The sequence below is a fragment of the Streptomyces sirii genome (assembly GCF_045690365.1).
Taxonomy (GTDB): Bacteria; Actinomycetota; Actinomycetes; order Streptomycetales; family Streptomycetaceae; genus Streptomyces; species Streptomyces sirii.
Window position 1 is genome coordinate 2,596,992 of record NZ_CP147982.1, and the last position, 17,780, is coordinate 2,614,771.

At 72.6% G+C, this 17,780-nt stretch carries 13 protein-coding genes; 4 read left to right on the plus strand and 9 right to left on the minus strand.

The window, feature by feature from the left end:
* Positions 1-35: 35 nt before the first annotated feature.
* From murD to rsmH, 7 genes are all read right to left on the minus strand, one after another.
* The gene (gene murD / locus WAB15_RS11780; protein WP_407286175.1) at positions 36-1,499 is read right to left on the minus strand and encodes a UDP-N-acetylmuramoyl-L-alanine--D-glutamate ligase; all 1,464 of its coding nucleotides are present in this window, start codon (positions 1,497-1,499) and stop codon (positions 36-38) included.
* A complete protein-coding gene (gene mraY, locus WAB15_RS11785) occupies positions 1,496-2,560 on the minus strand; it encodes a phospho-N-acetylmuramoyl-pentapeptide-transferase (protein WP_399147715.1) in 1,065 nt (354 codons plus the stop codon). Before mraY ends, murD begins: the two co-directional genes overlap by 4 nt.
* Before the next feature lie 5 nt (positions 2,561-2,565).
* A complete protein-coding gene (gene murF, locus WAB15_RS11790) occupies positions 2,566-4,017 on the minus strand; it encodes a UDP-N-acetylmuramoyl-tripeptide--D-alanyl-D-alanine ligase (RefSeq protein WP_407286176.1) in 1,452 nt (483 codons plus the stop codon).
* 62 nt (positions 4,018-4,079) lie between these two features.
* The gene (locus tag WAB15_RS11795; RefSeq protein WP_399147559.1) at positions 4,080-5,840 is read right to left on the minus strand and encodes a UDP-N-acetylmuramoyl-L-alanyl-D-glutamate--2,6-diaminopimelate ligase; all 1,761 of its coding nucleotides are present in this window, start codon (positions 5,838-5,840) and stop codon (positions 4,080-4,082) included.
* Positions 5,841-5,858: 18 nt separating this feature from the next.
* Entirely contained in the window at positions 5,859-7,883 is a 2,025-nt protein-coding gene (locus tag WAB15_RS11800) for a peptidoglycan D,D-transpeptidase FtsI family protein (RefSeq protein WP_407286177.1), read from the minus strand.
* Between the two features lie 7 nt (positions 7,884-7,890).
* Positions 7,891-8,634 (minus strand): FtsB family cell division protein, encoded by a 744-nt coding sequence (locus tag WAB15_RS11805; protein ID WP_407286178.1) that lies wholly within the window; start codon positions 8,632-8,634, stop codon positions 7,891-7,893.
* A complete protein-coding gene (gene rsmH, locus WAB15_RS11810; protein WP_407286179.1) occupies positions 8,631-9,599 on the minus strand; it encodes a 16S rRNA (cytosine(1402)-N(4))-methyltransferase RsmH in 969 nt (322 codons plus the stop codon). Before rsmH ends, WAB15_RS11805 begins: the two co-directional genes overlap by 4 nt.
* A 425-nt stretch (positions 9,600-10,024) precedes the next feature.
* Between rsmH and WAB15_RS11815 the strand changes: the two genes are divergently transcribed.
* From WAB15_RS11815 to WAB15_RS11830, 4 genes are all read left to right on the plus strand, one after another.
* The gene (locus WAB15_RS11815) at positions 10,025-10,585 is read left to right on the plus strand and encodes a beta-class carbonic anhydrase (RefSeq protein ID WP_399147555.1); all 561 of its coding nucleotides are present in this window, start codon (positions 10,025-10,027) and stop codon (positions 10,583-10,585) included.
* Positions 10,586-10,818: 233 nt separating this feature from the next.
* Entirely contained in the window at positions 10,819-11,874 is a 1,056-nt protein-coding gene (locus WAB15_RS11820; RefSeq protein ID WP_399147554.1) for an AAA family ATPase, read from the plus strand.
* On the plus strand, positions 11,874-13,271 hold the full coding sequence (locus tag WAB15_RS11825; protein WP_407286180.1) for a DUF58 domain-containing protein: 1,398 nt from the start codon (positions 11,874-11,876) through the stop codon (positions 13,269-13,271). The genes WAB15_RS11820 and WAB15_RS11825 overlap by 1 nt, the downstream gene beginning before the upstream one ends.
* Positions 13,272-13,341: 70 nt before the next feature.
* The gene (locus WAB15_RS11830) at positions 13,342-15,780 is read left to right on the plus strand and encodes a transglutaminaseTgpA domain-containing protein (RefSeq protein ID WP_407286181.1); all 2,439 of its coding nucleotides are present in this window, start codon (positions 13,342-13,344) and stop codon (positions 15,778-15,780) included.
* 273 nt (positions 15,781-16,053) lie between these two features.
* On the opposite strand, the gene WAB15_RS11835 is transcribed toward WAB15_RS11830, so the two are convergent.
* Together WAB15_RS11835 and WAB15_RS11840 are read right to left on the minus strand one after the other, a co-directional pair.
* The gene (locus tag WAB15_RS11835) at positions 16,054-16,455 is read right to left on the minus strand and encodes a DUF3040 domain-containing protein (RefSeq protein ID WP_393494196.1); all 402 of its coding nucleotides are present in this window, start codon (positions 16,453-16,455) and stop codon (positions 16,054-16,056) included.
* A 259-nt stretch (positions 16,456-16,714) separates the two neighbouring features.
* On the minus strand, positions 16,715-17,470 hold the full coding sequence (locus tag WAB15_RS11840; protein ID WP_399147551.1) for a methyltransferase: 756 nt from the start codon (positions 17,468-17,470) through the stop codon (positions 16,715-16,717).
* Positions 17,471-17,780 lie beyond the last annotated feature (310 nt).

A 17,780-nucleotide genomic window follows, 5' to 3' on the forward strand; every position in this document is an offset into this window, starting at 1 on the left:
TCGCCGCCGGTCCGGCGGCAGCGGGGAGAAAGGGTCTACCGGTCCCCTGCGGTCAGCTCGCGGACCGCTTCGGCGAAGGCCTCGCCCCGCTTGTTGTAGTTGACGAACATGTCCATCGAGGCACAGGCCGGAGCCAGCAGGACGGTGTCGCCGGGCGCGGCCAGACGGGTCGCCTCCCGGACCGCCTGCGGCATGGCCCCAGTGTCGGTCCGGTCGAGGTCGACCACCGGGACATCGGGGGCGTGTCGCGCCAGGGCTTCGCGAATCAGCGCTCGATCGGCGCCGATCAGCACCACCCCGCGCAGCCGGTCCGCGGACTTCTGGACCAGCTCGTCGAAGGTCGCGCCCTTGGCGAGCCCGCCGGCGATCCACACGATGTGCTCGTACGCCGCCAACGACGCCTCGGCGGCGTGGGTGTTGGTGGCCTTGGAGTCGTCGATGTAGGTGACGCCGTCGACGTCCGCGATGTGCTGGATGCGGTGTGCGTCCGGGTGGAAGGCGCGCAGCCCGTCGCGTACGGCGCCGGGGGCGACGCCGAAGGCCCTGGCCAGCGCCGCCGCGGCGAGCGCGTTGGCGATGTTGTGCGGCGCCGCGGGCCGGACGTCGGCGACCTCGGCGAGCTCCTGGGCCTGCTGGTGCCGGTTCTCGACGAAGGCGCGGTCGACGAGGATGCCCTCGACGACACCGAGTTGGGAGGGGCCGGGGGTGCCGAGGGTGAAGCCGATCGCGCGGCAGCCCTCCTCGACGTCGGCCGCCCGGACCAGGTCCTCGGTCGCCGGGTCGGCGACGTTGTAGACGCAGGCGACGGTGTTGCCCTCGTAGATCCGGCCCTTGTCGGCGGCGTACGCCTCCATCGAGCCGTGCCAGTCCAGATGGTCCGGGGCGAGGTTGAGGACGACCGCGGAGTGCGCCCGTACCGACGGAGCCCAGTGCAGCTGGTAGCTGGAGAGCTCGACGGCGAGCACGTCGTAGGACGTGCCCTCCTGCTGCCCTTCGCCGAGCACCACGTCCACGAGCGGGACCCCGATGTTGCCGACGGCGGCGGTCCGCAGACCGGCCGCCTCCAGGATCGAGGCCAGCATCTGGACGGTGGTGGTCTTGCCGTTGGTGCCGGTGACGGCCAGCCACGGGGCTGCCTTCTTGCCGCCCCGGCCGCGCAGCCGCCAGGCGAGCTCGACATCGCCCCACACCTCGATGCCGGCCTTCTCGGCCGCGAGGAAGAGCGGGCTGGTCGGCTTCCAGCCCGGGGTGGTGACGATCAGTTCCGTGCCCTCGGGGAGGGTGTCGCCGTCGCCGAGGCGGACGGTGACCCCCAGCTTCTCCAGCTCCGCGGCCTGCGCGCGCTCGCGGTCGCCGTCGCTGCTGTTGACGACGGTGACGCGGGCACCGAGGCCGGCCAGCGCGCGGGCGGCGGGAACGCCGCTCACGCCCAGGCCGGCGACGGTGATGTGCAGACCGGCGAACCCCGTGGGGTGGTCGGTCGAGCCGTGCGTGGTCACTTCGCCGCCTGCCAGCCGCCGTAGAAGATGCCGAGTCCCACGATGACGCACATGCCCTGGATGATCCAGAAGCGGACCACCACAAGGACTTCGGACCACCCCTTGAGTTCGAAGTGGTGCTGGAGTGGCGCCATCCGGAAGACCCGCTTGCCGGTCAGCTTGAAGGAGCCGACCTGGATGACCACGGACATGGTGATCAGGACGAAGAGGCCGCCGAGGAGGGCGAGCAGCAGCTCCGTGCGGGAGCAGATCGCCAGACCGGCCAGCGCGCCGCCCAGGGCCAGCGAGCCGGTGTCGCCCATGAAGATCTTGGCGGGTGAGGTGTTCCACCACAGGAAGCCGAAGCAGGCGCCCATCAGCGCGGAGGCGACGACCGCGAGGTCGAGGGGGTCGCGCACCTCGTAGCAGCCCGGTCCGGCGGTGATCTGGTTGGCGCAGGACTCCTGGTGCTGCCAGATGCCGATGAAGGTGTACGCGCCGAAGACCATCACCGAGGCGCCGGTGGCCAGGCCGTCGAGGCCGTCGGTGAGGTTCACGCCGTTGGACATCGCCAGGATCATGAACAGCGCCCAGATCACGAAGATCACCGGGCCGATCTGCCAGCCGAAGTCCTGGGTGAAGGACAGCCGGTCGGAGGCCGGGGTCTGTCCGCGCATGTCGGCGAACTGCAGCGAGAGCACCGCGAAGGCGATGCCGACGATCAGCTGGCCGGCCATCTTCGCCTTGGCCCGCAGGCCCAGCGAACGCTGCTTGACGATCTTGATGTAGTCGTCCAGGAAGCCGACCAGGCCCATGCCCGCGAAGAGGAAGAGCACCAGCACACCCGAGAAGGTCGGATCGCTGGAGGTGATCACCTTCGTCAGGGCGTAGGCGATGATCGTGGCCAGGATGAAGGAGATACCGCCCATGGTGGGCGTGCCCTTCTTGCTGCCGTGGGTGCGGGGGCCGTCATCGCGGATGAACTGCCCGTACCCCTTCTTCGCCAGCAGCTTGATCAGCAGCGGGGTGCCGATCAGGGTCAGGAAGAGCCCGATCGTTCCGGAGAAGAGGATCTGCTTCATCGAGTTCATCGGGTCGCGGCTCCACCCTCAGCGCCCGCGGCGCCCACCATGCCCTGGTCGTCCAGCAAAGCTGCGGCGACCCGCTCCAGCCCCACCGACCTGGACGCCTTCACCAGCACGACGTCTCCCGGCCGCAGCTCGCTGCGCAACAGGTCGATCGCCGCCCGCGCGTCGGACACGTGCACCGACTCCTCACCCCACGAACCCTCGTTCTTGGCGCCCATGTCGAGCCAGGCCGCTTCCCTGCCGCCGACTGCCACGAGCTTGCTGACGTTGAGCCGGACGACCAGCCGCCCGACCGCGTCGTGTTCGGCGAGTGACTCCTCACCGAGCTCGGCCATCTCACCGAGCACCGCCCACGTCCGACCGCCCTTCGCCTTGGCGGCTGCGCCCATCGCGACCAGCGCTCGCAGCGCCGCTCGCATGGACTCCGGGTTCGCGTTGTAGGCGTCGTTGACGACCGTCACGCCGTCCGCGCGCTCGGTGACCTCCATACGCCAGCGGGAGAGCGTGCCGGCTTCGGAGAGCGCGGTGGCGATCTCGTCTACGGGCATGCCCAACTCATGGGCGACGGCGGCCGCGGCGAGCGCGTTCGACACGTGGTGCTCACCGTACAGCCGCATGGTCACATCACTGCACCCGGAGGGTGTGTGAAGCGTGAAGGCGGGCTGTCCGAGCTCCGTGAGCCGGACATTCTCGGCACGTACGGCGGCGTCCTCGGACTCACCGAACAGGACCGTACGGGCCGTCGTACGCGCGGCCATGGCGCGGACGTACGGATCGTCGGCGTTGAGCACCGCGATCCCGCCGTGCTCGGCCGACGGCAGCGCCTCGACGAGTTCGCCCTTCGCCTCGGCGATCTTCTCGCGGCCGCCGAACTCGCCGATGTGCGCGCTGCCGACGTTGAGCACCACACCGATCCTCGGCGGCGTCAGCTCGGCGAGGTAGCGGATGTGGCCGACGCCGCGGGCGCCCATCTCCAGGACGAGGTGGCGGGTGGCGGCATCGGCGCGCAGCGCGGTCAGCGGCAGCCCGATCTCGTTGTTGAGGTTGCCCTCGGGCCAGACCGTCGGGCCGTGCCGCTGCAGCAGCTGGGCGATCAGGTCCTTGGTGCTGGTCTTGCCGGCCGAGCCGGTGAGGCCGACGACGGTGGTGCCCAGGCGGTCGACGACGGCGCGGGCGAGCGCGCCGAGCGCGGCGACCACGTCGTCGACGACGATCGCGGGGACGCCGACGGGGCGGGCGGCCAGGACGGCCACCGCGCCCGCCTCGACGGCGCCCTGCGCGAAGTCATGGCCGTCGACGCGTTCCCCGGCGAAGGCCACGAACAGACCGCCGGGGCGTACCGCGCGGGAGTCGGTGACGACGGGCCCGGTCACCTGGCGGCCGGCGTCCGGTATGTCGTGCTGCTGCCCGCCGACGATGCTCGCGATCTCGGCGAGCGACAGGGAGATCACAGGTCACCCCCGATACGGGGCGGGCGGTGGCGGCAAAAGGGTTGTGCGCGCATGGCGGTGTGTCATCCCCGGTGGTTCGGCTGCGGTGACTGCTGCGACTTCAGTGATGCCTCGATGGCCTCGCGCAGCACCTGACGGTCGTCGAAGGAGCGGACCACTCCGGCGATGTCCTGGCCCTGCTCATGGCCCTTGCCCGCGACGATCACGGTGTCGCCGGGCTCGGCGCGGGCGACGGCTGCGGCGATGGCGGCTGCCCGCTCTTCCTCGACCAGCACCGTGCCGCGTTCGTGGACCGGCACCTCGGCGGCGCCCGCGAGCATGGTGGCGAGGATCGCGAGCGGGTCCTCGGTGCGGGGGTTGTCGGAGGTCAGGATGGCAGTGTCGGCGAGACGGGCCACCGCGGAGCCCATGGGGGCACGCTTGTGCGGGTCGCGGTCGCCGCCGCAGCCGAGCACGGCGTGCAGCTTGCCGTCGGTGACCTTGCGCAGCGCGCGCAGGACCGATTCGACGGCGTCGGTCTTGTGCGCGTAGTCGACCACCGCGAGATACGGCTGGCCGGCGTCGATGCGCTCCAGGCGGCCGGGGACGCCGGGCACCGCCGCGACGCCGTCGGCCGCGGTCTGCGGGTCGATGCCGGCGACGACCAGCGAGACGATCGCGGCGAGCGCGTTGGCGACGTTGAACGGGCCGGCGATCGGGGACGCGGCCCGCACGGTCCGGCCGTCGGGGCCGTGCACGGTGAAGGTCGAGCCGAGCGCGCCGACCTCGACGTCGGAGGCGCGCCAGTCCGCATCCGGGTGGCCCTCGGCGGAGAAGGTGGTGACCGGGACCTCGGACTCGCCCTCGGCCAGCCGCCTGCCGTACTCGTCGTCGAGGTTCACAACCCCGGCGCGGCTGCGGGCCTTGGTGAACAGCTGGGCCTTGGCCTGGAAGTAGTCCTCCATGCCGGAGTGGAACTCCATGTGCTCCGGGCTGAGGTTGTTGAAGATCGCGACGTCGAAGACGCAGCCGTCGACCCGGCCCAGGACCAGCGCGTGGCTGGAGACCTCCATGGCCAGGGCGCGGACGCCGCGCTCGCGCATGACCGCGAACAGCGCCTGCAGGTCGGTGGCCTCGGGGGTGGTGCGCTCGGACTTGATGCGCTCGTCGCCGATACGGGTCTCCACCGTGCCGATCAGGCCCGTCAGCCCCCCGTCGGGGCGTTTGGCGGCCGCGGCCCGCAGGCCGCCCTCGATGAGGTAGGCGGTGGTGGTCTTGCCGGAGGTTCCGGTGATGCCGATCTGGAGCAGGTCCTCGCCCGGCGCGCCGTAGATCGAGACGGCCAGGGCGCCCATCCGTGCGCGCGGGTTGTCGACGACCAGGACCGGCAGACCGGTCGCGGCGGCGCGCTCGGCGCCCGCCGGGTCGGTCAGGATCGCCGCGGCGCCGAGGTCGGCGGCCTGGGCGACGAAGTCGGCGCCGTGCAGCCGGGCACCGGGCAGCGCGGCATAGACGTCGCCGGGCCGGACCGCCCGGGAGTCATGGGTGATCCCGGTGACGGCGACGGGCTCTGCGGCGTCGCCACCGGGGTGGCCCGCGGCGGAGATCGGGGTGCCCAGCTGCTCGGCGAGGTCCGCCAGGGGGGTGGGGCGGACCTGGTCAGGGCGCGGCGCTCCCGGGTACTTGCCGGGGCCACCCTTCTCAGCGTGCGGGGCTTTCGGGGACTGATCAGCGTGTGACACGGCGGTGAGCGTACCGGGCCGATCGGGCCCGGGGCGAAGTGAGGGTTGTGTGGAGGCGCGGCTTCGGTGCTCGGGGGACCCGGCGGGGGTGATGGTCGTCACGGCGGAATTGCCTCGATTTCATTGGCCTGGCGTGAAGGTGACCGGCAGCCGCGGGGGCTTGGCGCCGGTCGGCGGGACCTGGAGGGTTTTCAGCGCGAACGCCATGACCTGCTGGTAGATCGGACCACAGACCTGGCCGCCGAAATAGCTGCCTTTGGTGGGGTTCTGCACGGCGCAGTAGACCGTGATCCGGGGTTTGTCGGCGGGCGCGAAGCCGGCGAAGGAGGCGGTGTAGCCGTGGTAGCGGCCCGTTTTGGGGTCCACCCGGTTGGACGTGCCGGTCTTGCCGCCGACCCGGTAGCCGTCGATCTTCGCCTTCGAACCGGTGCCCTCCTCGTCGTCCACCACCGACTCCAGCATGGCGGCCAGCGTGCGCGCCGTCTCCTTGCCGACCACGCGGTTCTTGGCGGGCCTGGGCGCCCGGACGTAGTGGCCGTCGGGTCCGGTGCCGCCGCGGACCAGGGTGGGGGCGATGCGCTCGCCGCCGTTGGCGATCGTGGAGTAGACGGAGGCGGCCTGCAGGGCGGAGAGCGACAGCCCCTGACCGAACGGGATCGTGTACTGCTGCGAGGTGTTCCAGTGCTGTGGCGTGGCCAGGATGCCGGCGGTCTCCCCGGGGAAGCCCAGCCCGGTCGGCTTGCCGATGCCGAATTTGCGCAGATAGGAGTAGAGCACCCGGTTGGCCTCGGGCTGGGTCCTGCCGAGCTGGCCGGTCGCCAGGATCGTGCCGATGTTGCTGGACTTGGCGAGTACGCCGTTGAGCGTCAGATGCCAGGTCTTGTGGTCGACGTCGTCGGCGAAGAGCCGGTCGCCGCGGTGCAGCCGGTTGGGCACGGTGACCCGGGTGGAGGGGGTGGCGACGCCCTCCTCCAGTACGGCGGCCATCGACATCAGCTTGCTGGTGGAGCCCGGTTCGAAGGCGTCGGAGAGCGCGGCGTTGCCCAGCGCCTCCGGGTCGGCCCGGGAGACGTCGTTGGGGTCGAACGCGGGGGAATTGGCCAGCGCCAGGATCTCGCCGGTTCGGGTGTCCTGGACGACGACGTAGCCGCGGTCGGCCCCGGACTTGGCGACCTGTTCGGCGATGGCCTGCTGGGCCGCCCACTGGATGTCGCGGTCCAGGGTCAGCTCGACGTCGGTACCCGGGACGGCGGGGATCTCCTGGGTGTCGGCGGTGGGCACCCGGCGGCCGCCGGACTGGGCGTAGACGAACTTGCCGTCCTTGCCCGCCAGCTGCTTGTCCAGGCGCGCCTCCAGGCCGCCGCCGCCCTTGCCCGCGCTGTTGACGAAGCCGAGGACGCCGGAGGCCAGGTCCTTGTTGGGGTAGAGGCGCTTGGAGTGCTTGTCGGCGAAGATCCCGACCAGCACGTTGGGGCGGGGCGCGCGCTTGGGGGCGGTGGCCGCCTTGACGTCGAGGTCCTTGCGGAGGTCCTTGATCCGCTTCCAGACCTGCGGGGTCCGCTGCCGGGCGAGCAGGACGTAGCGGACCTTGGGCTGGTCGAGCTTGCGGGTGAGGGTGGCCGCGTCCTCGCCGAGGAGCGGCGCCAGCAGCGCGGCGGCCCGTCGGGGGGCGTCGTCGATCTTGGTCTTGTCCGGCGTCAGCAGGCTCGGGTCGGCGGTGATGTCGTACGCGTCCACAGTGGTGGCCAGGTTCACGCCGTTGCGGTCGGTGATCGCCCCGCGCTCGGCGGCCAGCTTGACCGGCACATAGCGGTTCTCGTTGGCCTTGGCGGCGTACGCGTCGGCGTCCACGGCCTGCACCTGGAAGAGCCGTACGACGAAGACCAGCATGACCAGCGTCAGCCCGAGGGCGACCAGCCGCAGCCGGGGGCGCGGGCTGGCCAGCCGCAGCGGCGGCGGCCCGGAGCGGGGGCGCACCGGCCGAGAGGCGGGTCGGCCGTTGCCGGCCCTGGGAGTGCCCTGCCGGGGCGTGCCGGGTTTGGGCCGCGGGCGCCCGGCTGCGGGCGGCCGGCCGGCGCGGTTCCCGGCCCGACCGCCGCGCTGGGCGGGGCGCGGTACCCGGCGGGGTTCCCTGGGCTCGGTCATGCCGCGTTCACCTGCCGGAGGTCGTCGGGGAGGGGGCGGGCGCCGGCACCCATGCGGGCGCGGTGGGGGCGCCGGAGGCGAACGGGACGTACGGGGTGGCGGTGGCCGGGGATGCGGGGGCGGCTCTGGGGGCCGGGGAGACCGCAGAGGCCGACGCGGTCGGGGTGCCATGGGGGCCCGCCGGCCGCGGGGTGCTCTCCGGGGCCAGCGTGACGGAGCCGACCGGGACCGGCGGCTCGATCGAGGGCGGCGCGACCGGCGGCGCCGGCGGGACGAACAGGGCGGAGGGGGCGGACGAGTCGGACGGGGCGGTCAGTGCGGCCGCGCCCAGGAGCGCGGACGCCGAGGGCTTGGCGGAGGTGCTCAGCGGCGCGCCCTGGGACGTGGCCGTGTGCGGCCGGCCGAGCACCCTGCCGTCCGGGAGCAGGAACACCGGGGAGCCGCCGGGCACCATCCCCAGCTCACGGGCGCGGCGCTCCAGCGCGTCCGGGGCGGAGGAGGCGTCCACCTCCTGCTGCAGCGCCTGCTGCTCGTCGGTCAGCTCGCCGGTCTCGCGCTCCAGCTTGTCGAGCTCGAACGACCCTTGGTTGAGCGCGGAGTTGAGCAGCAGCAGGGTGATCAGTCCGGAGCCGAGCAGGACGACGATCAGGAGCACGAAAGGGGTGCGTGCCGCGGTGCCGCGGGCCGCGGCGGAGGAGGGGAACAGCGCGGAGAGCCGTTTCTGTCTCCGCGGCCGCCCCTGGCCTCTCACGCGGTGTCCTCGACGTTCTCGCGGATCCGCTCCGCGCCGCGCAGCCGGGCGGGGGCGGCGCGGCGGTTCTCGGCGATCTCCTCCTCCGTGGGGAGTTCGGCGCCACGGGTCAGCAGCTTCAGACGGGGCTGGTAGCGCTCGGGGACGACCGGCAGTCCGGGCGGCGCGGTGCTGCTCGCACCGGCCGCGAAGACCTGCTTGACCAGCCGGTCCTCCAGCGATTGGTACGACAGGACGGCGATCCGGCCGCCGACGGCGAGGGCCTTCACCGCGGCCGGGATGGCCCGCTCCACGCTCGCCAGCTCTCCGTTGACCTCGATGCGCAGCGCCTGGAACGTGCGCTTGGCGGGGTTTCCGCCGGTGCGCTTGGCGGCCTGCGGCAGCGCGTCGCGGATCAGCTCGACCAGCCGCGCGCTGTTGGTGAACGGCTCCTTCTCGCGCTCGCGTACGACGGCCGCGACGATCCGCTTGGCCTGCTTCTCCTCTCCGTAGGAGCGCAGGATCCGCACCAGCTCACCGGGTGCGTAGGTGTTGAGGACCTCGGCGGCGCTGATGCCGGTCGTCTGGTCCATCCGCATGTCCAGCGGGGCGTCCTGCGCGTACGCGAAGCCGCGGTCGGCCTCGTCGAGCTGCATGGAGGAGACGCCGAGGTCGAACAGCACGCCCTGAACGCGCGGGGTCCCGAGCCGGTCGAGGACCTCGGGGAGCTCGTCGTAGACGGCGTGCACCAGGGTGGCGCGCTCGCCGTAGGGAGCCAGCCGCTCACCCGCGAGCTTCAGGGCGGCCGGGTCACGGTCGAGGGCGATGAGGCGGGCCGCCGGGAAGGCGGTGAGCAACGCCTCGCTGTGCCCTCCGAGGCCGAGCGTGCAGTCGACGACGACCGCACCGGGCTCGGTGAGCGCGGGGGCGAGCATGTCCAGGCAACGCTGGAGCATGACGGGTACGTGGCGAGTATTGCTGCTCATGCGCCTTCCGATGGGCCGGGCGGCAGGTGGGTCCCCCGGCCGCTGGCTGGGGGATGCCGCACGTACCGCTTGGTCCCCGCCCGCTCTGAAGGGGAAGTGGCCCTCCGGCGACGGGGAAGTGACGTCGGAAGACCATAGGAGCGGGAGGAGGCCGAGCCGTACGTACGATTCGCGCACGCGAGGAATTCGGTATCCAAGGAGAGCGTCACGCCTCCCACTTCGCGCCACTTTAGTCCACCGGCTGTCCCGGTCAATCAACCGGTTCCGCGCGTCCTGCGACGGCTTTCCGCGGGCCTCGCGACGGCCTCTCACCCGGATGGCGGGCGCGCGGGCGGCCCTGTGCATTACCTCACAAGGAGTGATGTTGCCCCCTATGCCCGGCCTCTCATGCAGCCGAAACAGCATGTGGCGACTACCGTGAATCCATGCCCATACCTGCGTCGAAGCCGCTGTCCCAGTCCGCCGACGACCCCGCCGCCCGTAGCGGTGGCACGGTTACCGACCGTCTCGTCGAGGCCAACCAGCGCTATGCCGCCGCCTTCACCGACCCCGGCATGGACGCCCGGCCGGTCCTCAAGGTCGCCGTGGTGGCCTGTATGGACGCCCGCCTCGACCTGCACGCCGCCCTCGGCCTCGAACTCGGCGACTGCCACACCATCCGCAACGCGGGCGGTGTGGTGACCGACGACATCATCCGCTCCCTGACGATCAGCCAGCGGGCCCTCGGCACCCGCTCCGTCGTCCTCATCCACCACACCGGCTGCGGTCTGCTCAACCTGACCGAGGACTTCCGCCACGAGCTGGCGGACGAGGTCGGACAGCGCCCCACCTGGGCCGTCGAGGCGTTCAAGGACCTCGACGAGGATGTCCGGCAGTCCATGGAGCGAGTGCGCACCTCCCCCTTCCTTCCGCACACCGACGACGTCCGCGGCTTTGTGTTCGACGTGACAACGGGTCTGCTGCGGGAAATCGAGCCGCGCGCCTGACCTGCGCAACCTTCCCGGTGGACCCGTGGATCGAGCCGGAAGGACCGGTTCGCCGGGAAGGTACGGATATTGCGTGGTGAGTTATCCACAGGTCATGACGCGGAGCCGCGCGGGCAGCAAGAATGCGTAGGTGACGTCGCGCCGGCGGTGGCCGGGCGGGACGCGCGTGTTCGGGGAGGGGCCGGGTCCGCAGAGGGGGCATCGGCCCGTAGTGCAGGGCCGAGGAGGGCCGAGTGACGACGTATGACGAACGAGCGAGCCTTGAGGGTCCGCCCGTGCGGGGGAAGCCGAGCGCCCGGGGGGAGCTGACCGCCACCGCGGAGCGCGTCCACCGGTCGGTGGAGAGCGTCATCGAAGGCAAGCCGGAGGTCGTACGGCTCGCGCTGACCGTGCTTCTCGCCGAGGGCCATCTGCTGATCGAGGACGTTCCCGGCGTCGGCAAGACCATGCTCGCCAAGGCCCTGGCCCGCTCCATCGACTGCTCGGTGCGGCGCATCCAGTTCACGCCCGACCTGCTGCCCTCCGACATCACCGGCGTCAGCATCTTCGACCAGCAGCACCGCGACTTCGAGTTCAAGCCCGGCGCGATCTTCTCCCAGATCGTCATCGGCGACGAGATCAACCGCGCCTCTCCCAAGACGCAGTCCGCGCTCCTGGAGTCCATGGAGGAGCGCCAGGTCACGATGGACGGGCAGACCTATGAACTGCCCAGCCCGTTCATGGTCGTCGCCACGCAGAATCCGGTGGAGATGGAAGGCACCTACCCGCTCCCCGAGGCGCAGCGGGACCGCTTCATGGCGCGGGTGTCGATCGGCTATCCCAGCCCGTCGGCCGAGCTGCAGATGCTCGATGTGCACGGTGGCGCCTCCCCGCTCGACGACCTCCAGCCGGTGGCGCACGCCCACGAGATCCTGAAGCTGATCGACACGGTGCGCGAGGTCCATGTCGCCGAGACGGTCCGCAGATACGTCGTGGACCTGGTGGTGGCCACCCGCAGCCACCCCGAGCTCCGGCTCGGTGCCTCGCCGCGGGCCACGCTGCATCTGCTGCGCGCCGCCAAGGCCTCCGCCGCGCTCCTGGGGCGGGACTACGCCCTGCCGGACGATGTGCAGTCCCTGGCGGTGCCGGTGCTCGCGCATCGCCTGCTGCCCACCGCCCAGGCCCAGTTGAACCGCCGCTCGGCCGAACAGCTCGTGCTGGAGATCCTGCAGCGCGTCCCGGTCCCCGACCCCTCCGCGCAGCCGTGGCGGAGCCACGGCCGGCAGCCGCCCGGCGTACGGGGGTTGTGATGGCGGAGGGGGGCATCAAGGGGACGCCCGAGCGGGGCGGGCTACGGACGGCCCTCGGGGGGCTGACGACACGGGGCAGGTCGTTCCTGGCCGCCGGGGTGGCCGCCGCGGTGTGCTCCTACCTCCTCGGGCAGGCGGATCTGCTGCGGGTCGGGCTGCTGCTCGCGGCCCTGCCGCTGGTGTGCGTCCTGGTGCTGCACCGCACCCGCTACCGCGTCGCCGGCAGCCGTACGCTCTCCCCCGCCCGGGTGCCCGCGGCCGCCGAATCCCGGGTCCGGCTGCGGATGGAGAACATCTCCCGGCTGCCCACGGGCGTGCTGATGCTCCAGGACCGGGTGCCCTACGTCCTCGGCCCCCGGCCGCGCTTCGTCCTGGACCGCGTCGAGGCCGGCGGCCGCCGCGAGGTCTCCTACCGCGTCCGCTCCGACCTGCGCGGCCGCTATCCGCTGGGACCGCTGCAGCTGCGCCTGTCCGACCCGTTCGGCATGTGCGAGCTGACCCGCTCCTTCAGCGCCTCCGACACGCTGACGGTGGTGCCCCGGACCGAGCCGCTGCCCGCCGTCCGGCTGGCCGGCGAGGCGGCCGGGTACGGCGACGGACTGCAGCGCTCGCTGGCACTGGCCGGCGACGACGACATCATTCCGCGCGACTATCGGCACGGCGACGATCGGCGCCGGATCCACTGGCGGTCCACGGCGCGCCGCGGCGAGCTGATGGTGCGCCGGGAGGAGCAGCCGCAGAAGACGCGCTGCACGGTCCTGCTCGACACCCGCGAGCTCGCCCATCCGGGAGGCGGCCCCGACTCCGCCTTCGAGTGGGCGGTGACGGCGGCCGCGTCGACCGCGGTGCATCTGCTGGAGCGCGGCTTCTCGGTCCGGCTGCTGACGGACACCGGTACGTCCGTGCCCGGTCCCGACGGCCACGGCGGCTTCGCCGGCGGCGCGGCGTCCGCCGACGCCGCGGGCCTGCTGCTGGACACCCTCGCCGTCGTGGAGCACTCCGAGCAGGAGGGACTCTCGGCGGCGTACGACGTGCTGCGCGGCGGCAGCGAAGGACTGCTGGTCGCCTTCTTCGGCGATCTGGACGACGAACAGGCCGCGGTCGCCGGGCAGATGCGCCGGCGTACGGGCGCCGCGATCGCCTTCGTCCTGGACGGTGACGCCTGGACCCGGGGCCCCGGCGGCATCAGGTTCTCCACCGGCCAGGTCCCGGTGACCGAGCGGCTGCGGCTGCTGCGGCGGGCGGGCTGGACGGCGCTGCCGGTGACACCCGGCGACTCCCTCCCCGACCTGTGGCGGGTGGCGGCGGACCGTGCGGGGACGATGTCCGAACGGGCGGCCGACGTGGGCGGAGAGACGGGCGAGGGCTCGGCGGCGGTGGCAGGGGGACGGACATGAGGGGGAGCTGGACGTTGGCGCACGACCGCGGGGCGTACGAAGGCCGCCCCGGACGATGCGGGGCAGGGACATGAGCGGCCGGGCGCGGCTGGCGCTGACCGCGGCGGTGGCCACCCTGTGCGCCGCCGGCGCGCTGCTGCCGCTGGTCGAACCGGCCGGCTGGATGTTCCAGGCGGCGGTGCTGCTGGCGTTCCTGACCGGCACGGGAGCCGCGGCCCGCCGGGTCCCCCTCGCCAGGCCGCTGACCATCGGTGCCCAGGCCCTGGTGTCCGTCCTGCTGCTGACCTTCCTCTTCGCCCCGAGCGAGGCGATCCTCGGGCTGCTGCCGGGCCCGGACGCCCTCGCGGAGTTCGGCCGGTTGCTGAACAACGGCGTCCAGGACGTCGGCCGGTACGCCATCCCGGCCCCCGTCACCCCCGGCATCCGACTGCTGCTGATCGCCGGTGTCCTGGTGATCGGCCTGATCGTCGACGCGCTGGCGGTCACGTACCGCAGCGCCGCTCCCGCCGGGCTGCCGCTGCTCGCGCTGTACTCGGTGGCGGCCGGGCTGACCCAGGGCGGCGCGGGCTGGCTGTGGTTCCTGCTCGCGGCGGCCGGCTATCTGCTGCTCCTGCTGGCCGAGGGCCGGGACCGGCTCTCCCAGTGGGGCCGGGTGTTCGGCGGCCCGGCTGCCGGAGCGGACCGGCCGGGCGGCCAGGGCTTCGCCGCCAGGGCGGGCGCAGCCGCCCCGACCCCGGTCCGTACGGGCCACCGGATCGGCGCCCTGGTGCTGGGCATCGCGCTGGTGGTGCCCGCCGCACTGCCCTCCCTCGGTGGCGGACTGCTCGGCCGCACCGGCAGCGGTGCGGGCCCCGGCGGCGGTGGCGGCACGATCTCCGCGGTGAACCCCCTGGTGTCGCTGCAGGACAGCCTCAACCAACCCGAGGACAAAGAGGTCCTCAACTACCGCACCACCGCGGCCGACACCCGGGATCTGTATCTGCGGATCGTCGCCCTCGACCAGTTCGACGGCACGACCTGGAAGCCGTCCGAGCGGACGGTCACCGACGTCCCCGAGCGGCTCCCCCAACCGACCGGCCTCAGCCCCAGGGTCGACCTGAACCGCATCAACACCTCCATCTCCACCGCGCAGTGGTACGCCCAGAACTGGCTGCCGCTCCCCTTCCCCGCCTCCAAGGTGGACATCTCCGGCCGCTGGCGCTACGAACCCCAGGGCCGCACGCTCGTCGGGGACCGCGGGCAGAACACCCGCGGTCTGCAGTACCAGGTCGAGAGCCTGCAGGTGCGGCCCACGTCCCGACAGTTGGCCGGCGCCGCGGCGCCGCCCGCGGACCTGCTGCGCGAGTACACCAAGGTCCCGGACTCGCTCCCCGAGGTCGTGCGGAGCACCGCCCGCCAGGTCACCAAGGGCGCACCGACCGCCTACGCCAGGGCCGTCAAGCTCCAGGACTGGTTCGCGCTCTACGGCGGGTTCAACTACAACACCGACGTCCGGGCGGGCAGCGGCTCCCAGGCCATAGCGCGCTTCCTACGGGACAAGGAAGGCTTCTGCGTCCACTTCTCGTTCTCGATGGCGGCGATGGCCCGCACGCTGGGCATCCCCTCCCGGGTCGCGGTCGGATTCACCCCGGGCACGAAGCAGCCGGACGGCACGACGTCGGTCAGCCTCAAGGACGCGCACGCCTGGCCAGAGCTGTACTTCCAGGGCATCGGCTGGACCCGCTTCGAGCCGACCCCGAGCCGGGGCACCATCCCGGACTACGCCTACCCCGACACCTCGGACACGGCCGACCCCGACAACCCGGCGCCCGCGCCCTCCCGGCCCGAGGCCTCCCCCGAGGCCCCGTCGACAACGCCCTCGTGCGGACCCGGCGAGCGGCCGTCCGGTGCGGGCTCGGCCTGCGCGGCCCTGCCCGCGGAGTCCGGCGTCCCCCCGTCCGACGACGGCCCCTCGCCCTGGGCGGTGGCCGGCATCGCGCTGGCCGCGCTGCTCGTCCTGGTGCTGCCCGCGCTCCCGCTGCTGTGGCGGCTGCGTATCCGCAACGGGCGGCTGGCCGGCGGCCCGGGCCGGGACGATACGGCGACCGCCCTCGCCGCCTGGCAGGAGTTGCTCGACACCGCCTGGGATTTCGGCATCCTGCCGGACGAGTCGCTGACGCCGCGCAAGGCGGCCGCGCGGATCATTCGCGTCGGGGAACTGCAACCGGAGCCCGCAGCGGCCGCGCACCGCGTCGCGGCCGCCGTCGAGCAGGTCCTGTACGCCCCGCGGCCCCAGCCGGCATCCGGCCTCGCCTCGGACGTACAACAGGTGCGGGCCGGGTTGCAGGCCGGCGCGACGCGTGGCATACGGCTGCGCGCCCTGCTCGCCCCGCGCTCCGCGGCCCGCCTCCGGTGGGCCTGCGCGGCCCGCTGGGCGTCCCTGATACTCCGGTGCCGTACCAGCCGCCCCGTCGCCTCGGCACGACGCGCACTGGCAGCCCTACGGCCGGAACGCCGGCGGCGGGCATGACCGGCGCAGCAGGAACAGCGGGCCATGACCAAGGTGATCAACCGTGACCAGGGTGATCAGCAAGGTGCGCTCAGGAAGGCGCGGCCGCTCAGGTAGCACGCAGGTGAGCCGAGGTCAGGCGGCCTGAGCGACACACAAAACGCGCTGTGGCCGCCCGTTCCCGACGGGCGGCCACAGCATCACGAAGAACTGAAGGACCACAGCACTACGAAGAAAAACGGCACCGCGGAGAAGGAGAGATCCAGACCGGTTGAGGTGCCGGACCTCGGGGCGTCAGTGACCTTGTTGCTCGTCCCGACGCCGCTGCCAGCGGTCCTCGATGCGGTTCATCATCGAGCGCCGCTGCCTGGTCTGCCGGCGTGCCGCCGTACCCGCACCCGCGCCGGCCTGCTGCTCACCGGGCTTGGGAGCCTTGCGCCATCCAGTGACCGCCAGCACCGCGCAGCCGAGCATGACGAGGAATCCCACCACGCTGATCCAGATCTGCTGCGCGACCATGCCGGCCATGAGCAGGGCGATACCCACCAGGAAGCCCGCGACCGCTTGGTAGACCCGTCGCCGGGTGTACGTACGCAGCCCGCTTCCCTCAAGCGCTGTCGCGAACTTGGGATCTTCGGCGTACAGCGCTCGCTCCATCTGCTCGAGCATGCGCTGCTCGTGCTCCGAGAGCGGCACGGAGTCCTCCTACTCGTCGGTCGCGGGGGGCGACCGGGGTGCGACCCTTTCAGGATAGGCAGGGATTCGCCCCCGTGAAACCCGCCCCTCGACGCCAATTCACTGTCCGGGCCGCCGCAGCGGCCGGTGGTGATGCTGCCTGCATTCCCCACCCGCCTGTCCGTCATGCCGGAACGTCGTACCCCGATCATACGGGGCGAAGGGGCTGATCGGGTGGCCTGTGGCCGACTGCACGCGGTAGCCGGCCGTGCCGTGCGGGTCAGTCGCGCTCCGCGAGTACGTGCAGCTGCGTGGCCACGGAGTGGAACGCGGGCTGCTCGGCGGCGGCCGCCTCCAGCTTCAGCAACGCGTCCATGGCACCCGGCTCGGTGTCGACCAGCACGCCGGGGACCAGATCGGCGAAGACCCGCACCCCGTGGACCGAGCCGACCTCCAGGCCGGTAGAGGCGATCAGCTCGGTGAGCTGGTCGGCGGTGAACCGGCGGGGCATCGGGTCGCCCTCGCCCCAGCGACCGGCGGGGTCGGTGAGGGCCTTGTGGGCCTCGGTGAAGTGGCCCGCGAGGGCGCGGGCGAGGACGGCGCCGCCCAGACCGGCCGCGAGCAGGCTGAGGGTGCCGGCCGGGCGCAGCGCGTCGACGGCGTTGCGGATGCCCTCGGCCGGGTCGTCGACGTACTCCAGCACGCCGTGGCAGAGCACGGTGTCGTAGCCGCCACGCTCGACGACGTCGAACAGGCCGTGGGCGTCGCCCTGTACGGCGCGCACCCGGTCGGCCACGCCCGCCTCCGCGGCGCGGCGCTCCAGGGCGAAGAGGGCGTTGGGGCTGGGGTCGACGACGGTGACGCGGTGGCCGAGGCGGGCGACCGGCACGGCGAAGTTGCCGGAGCCGCCGCCGGTGTCGAGGACGTCCAGGGCGTCGCGCCCGGCGGCCTTGACCCGGCGCTCCAGGGCGTCCTTGAGGACGTCCCAGACCACGGCGGTACGAAGGGATGCGCGCGGGCGCAGCGGGTCAGACACGGCGGGTGGCTCCTCGGCGGGGGCATGAACATCTAGGCGTCCACCACCCTATTCCGTCCCACGCCATCCGCCGATTGCAGAGCCGAACGGATTGCGCGCGGCGTGATCGTTATGCCGTGATCGTCATGCGGGGCGTGATCGCTGATGGGGTGGTCGCCGGGGGAGGGCCGCGGCCCGGGTGGCGATCTGGGTGGCGCCCCGGGGACGGCTGGAGCCCCGGAGGGTGCCGAAGGGGCTGCCCCGGAGGGTGCCCCAGGGTGTGGGACCGCAAGGGGCAGGAAGTCGCCCTCTCCCCTCTTCCCCTCCCTCC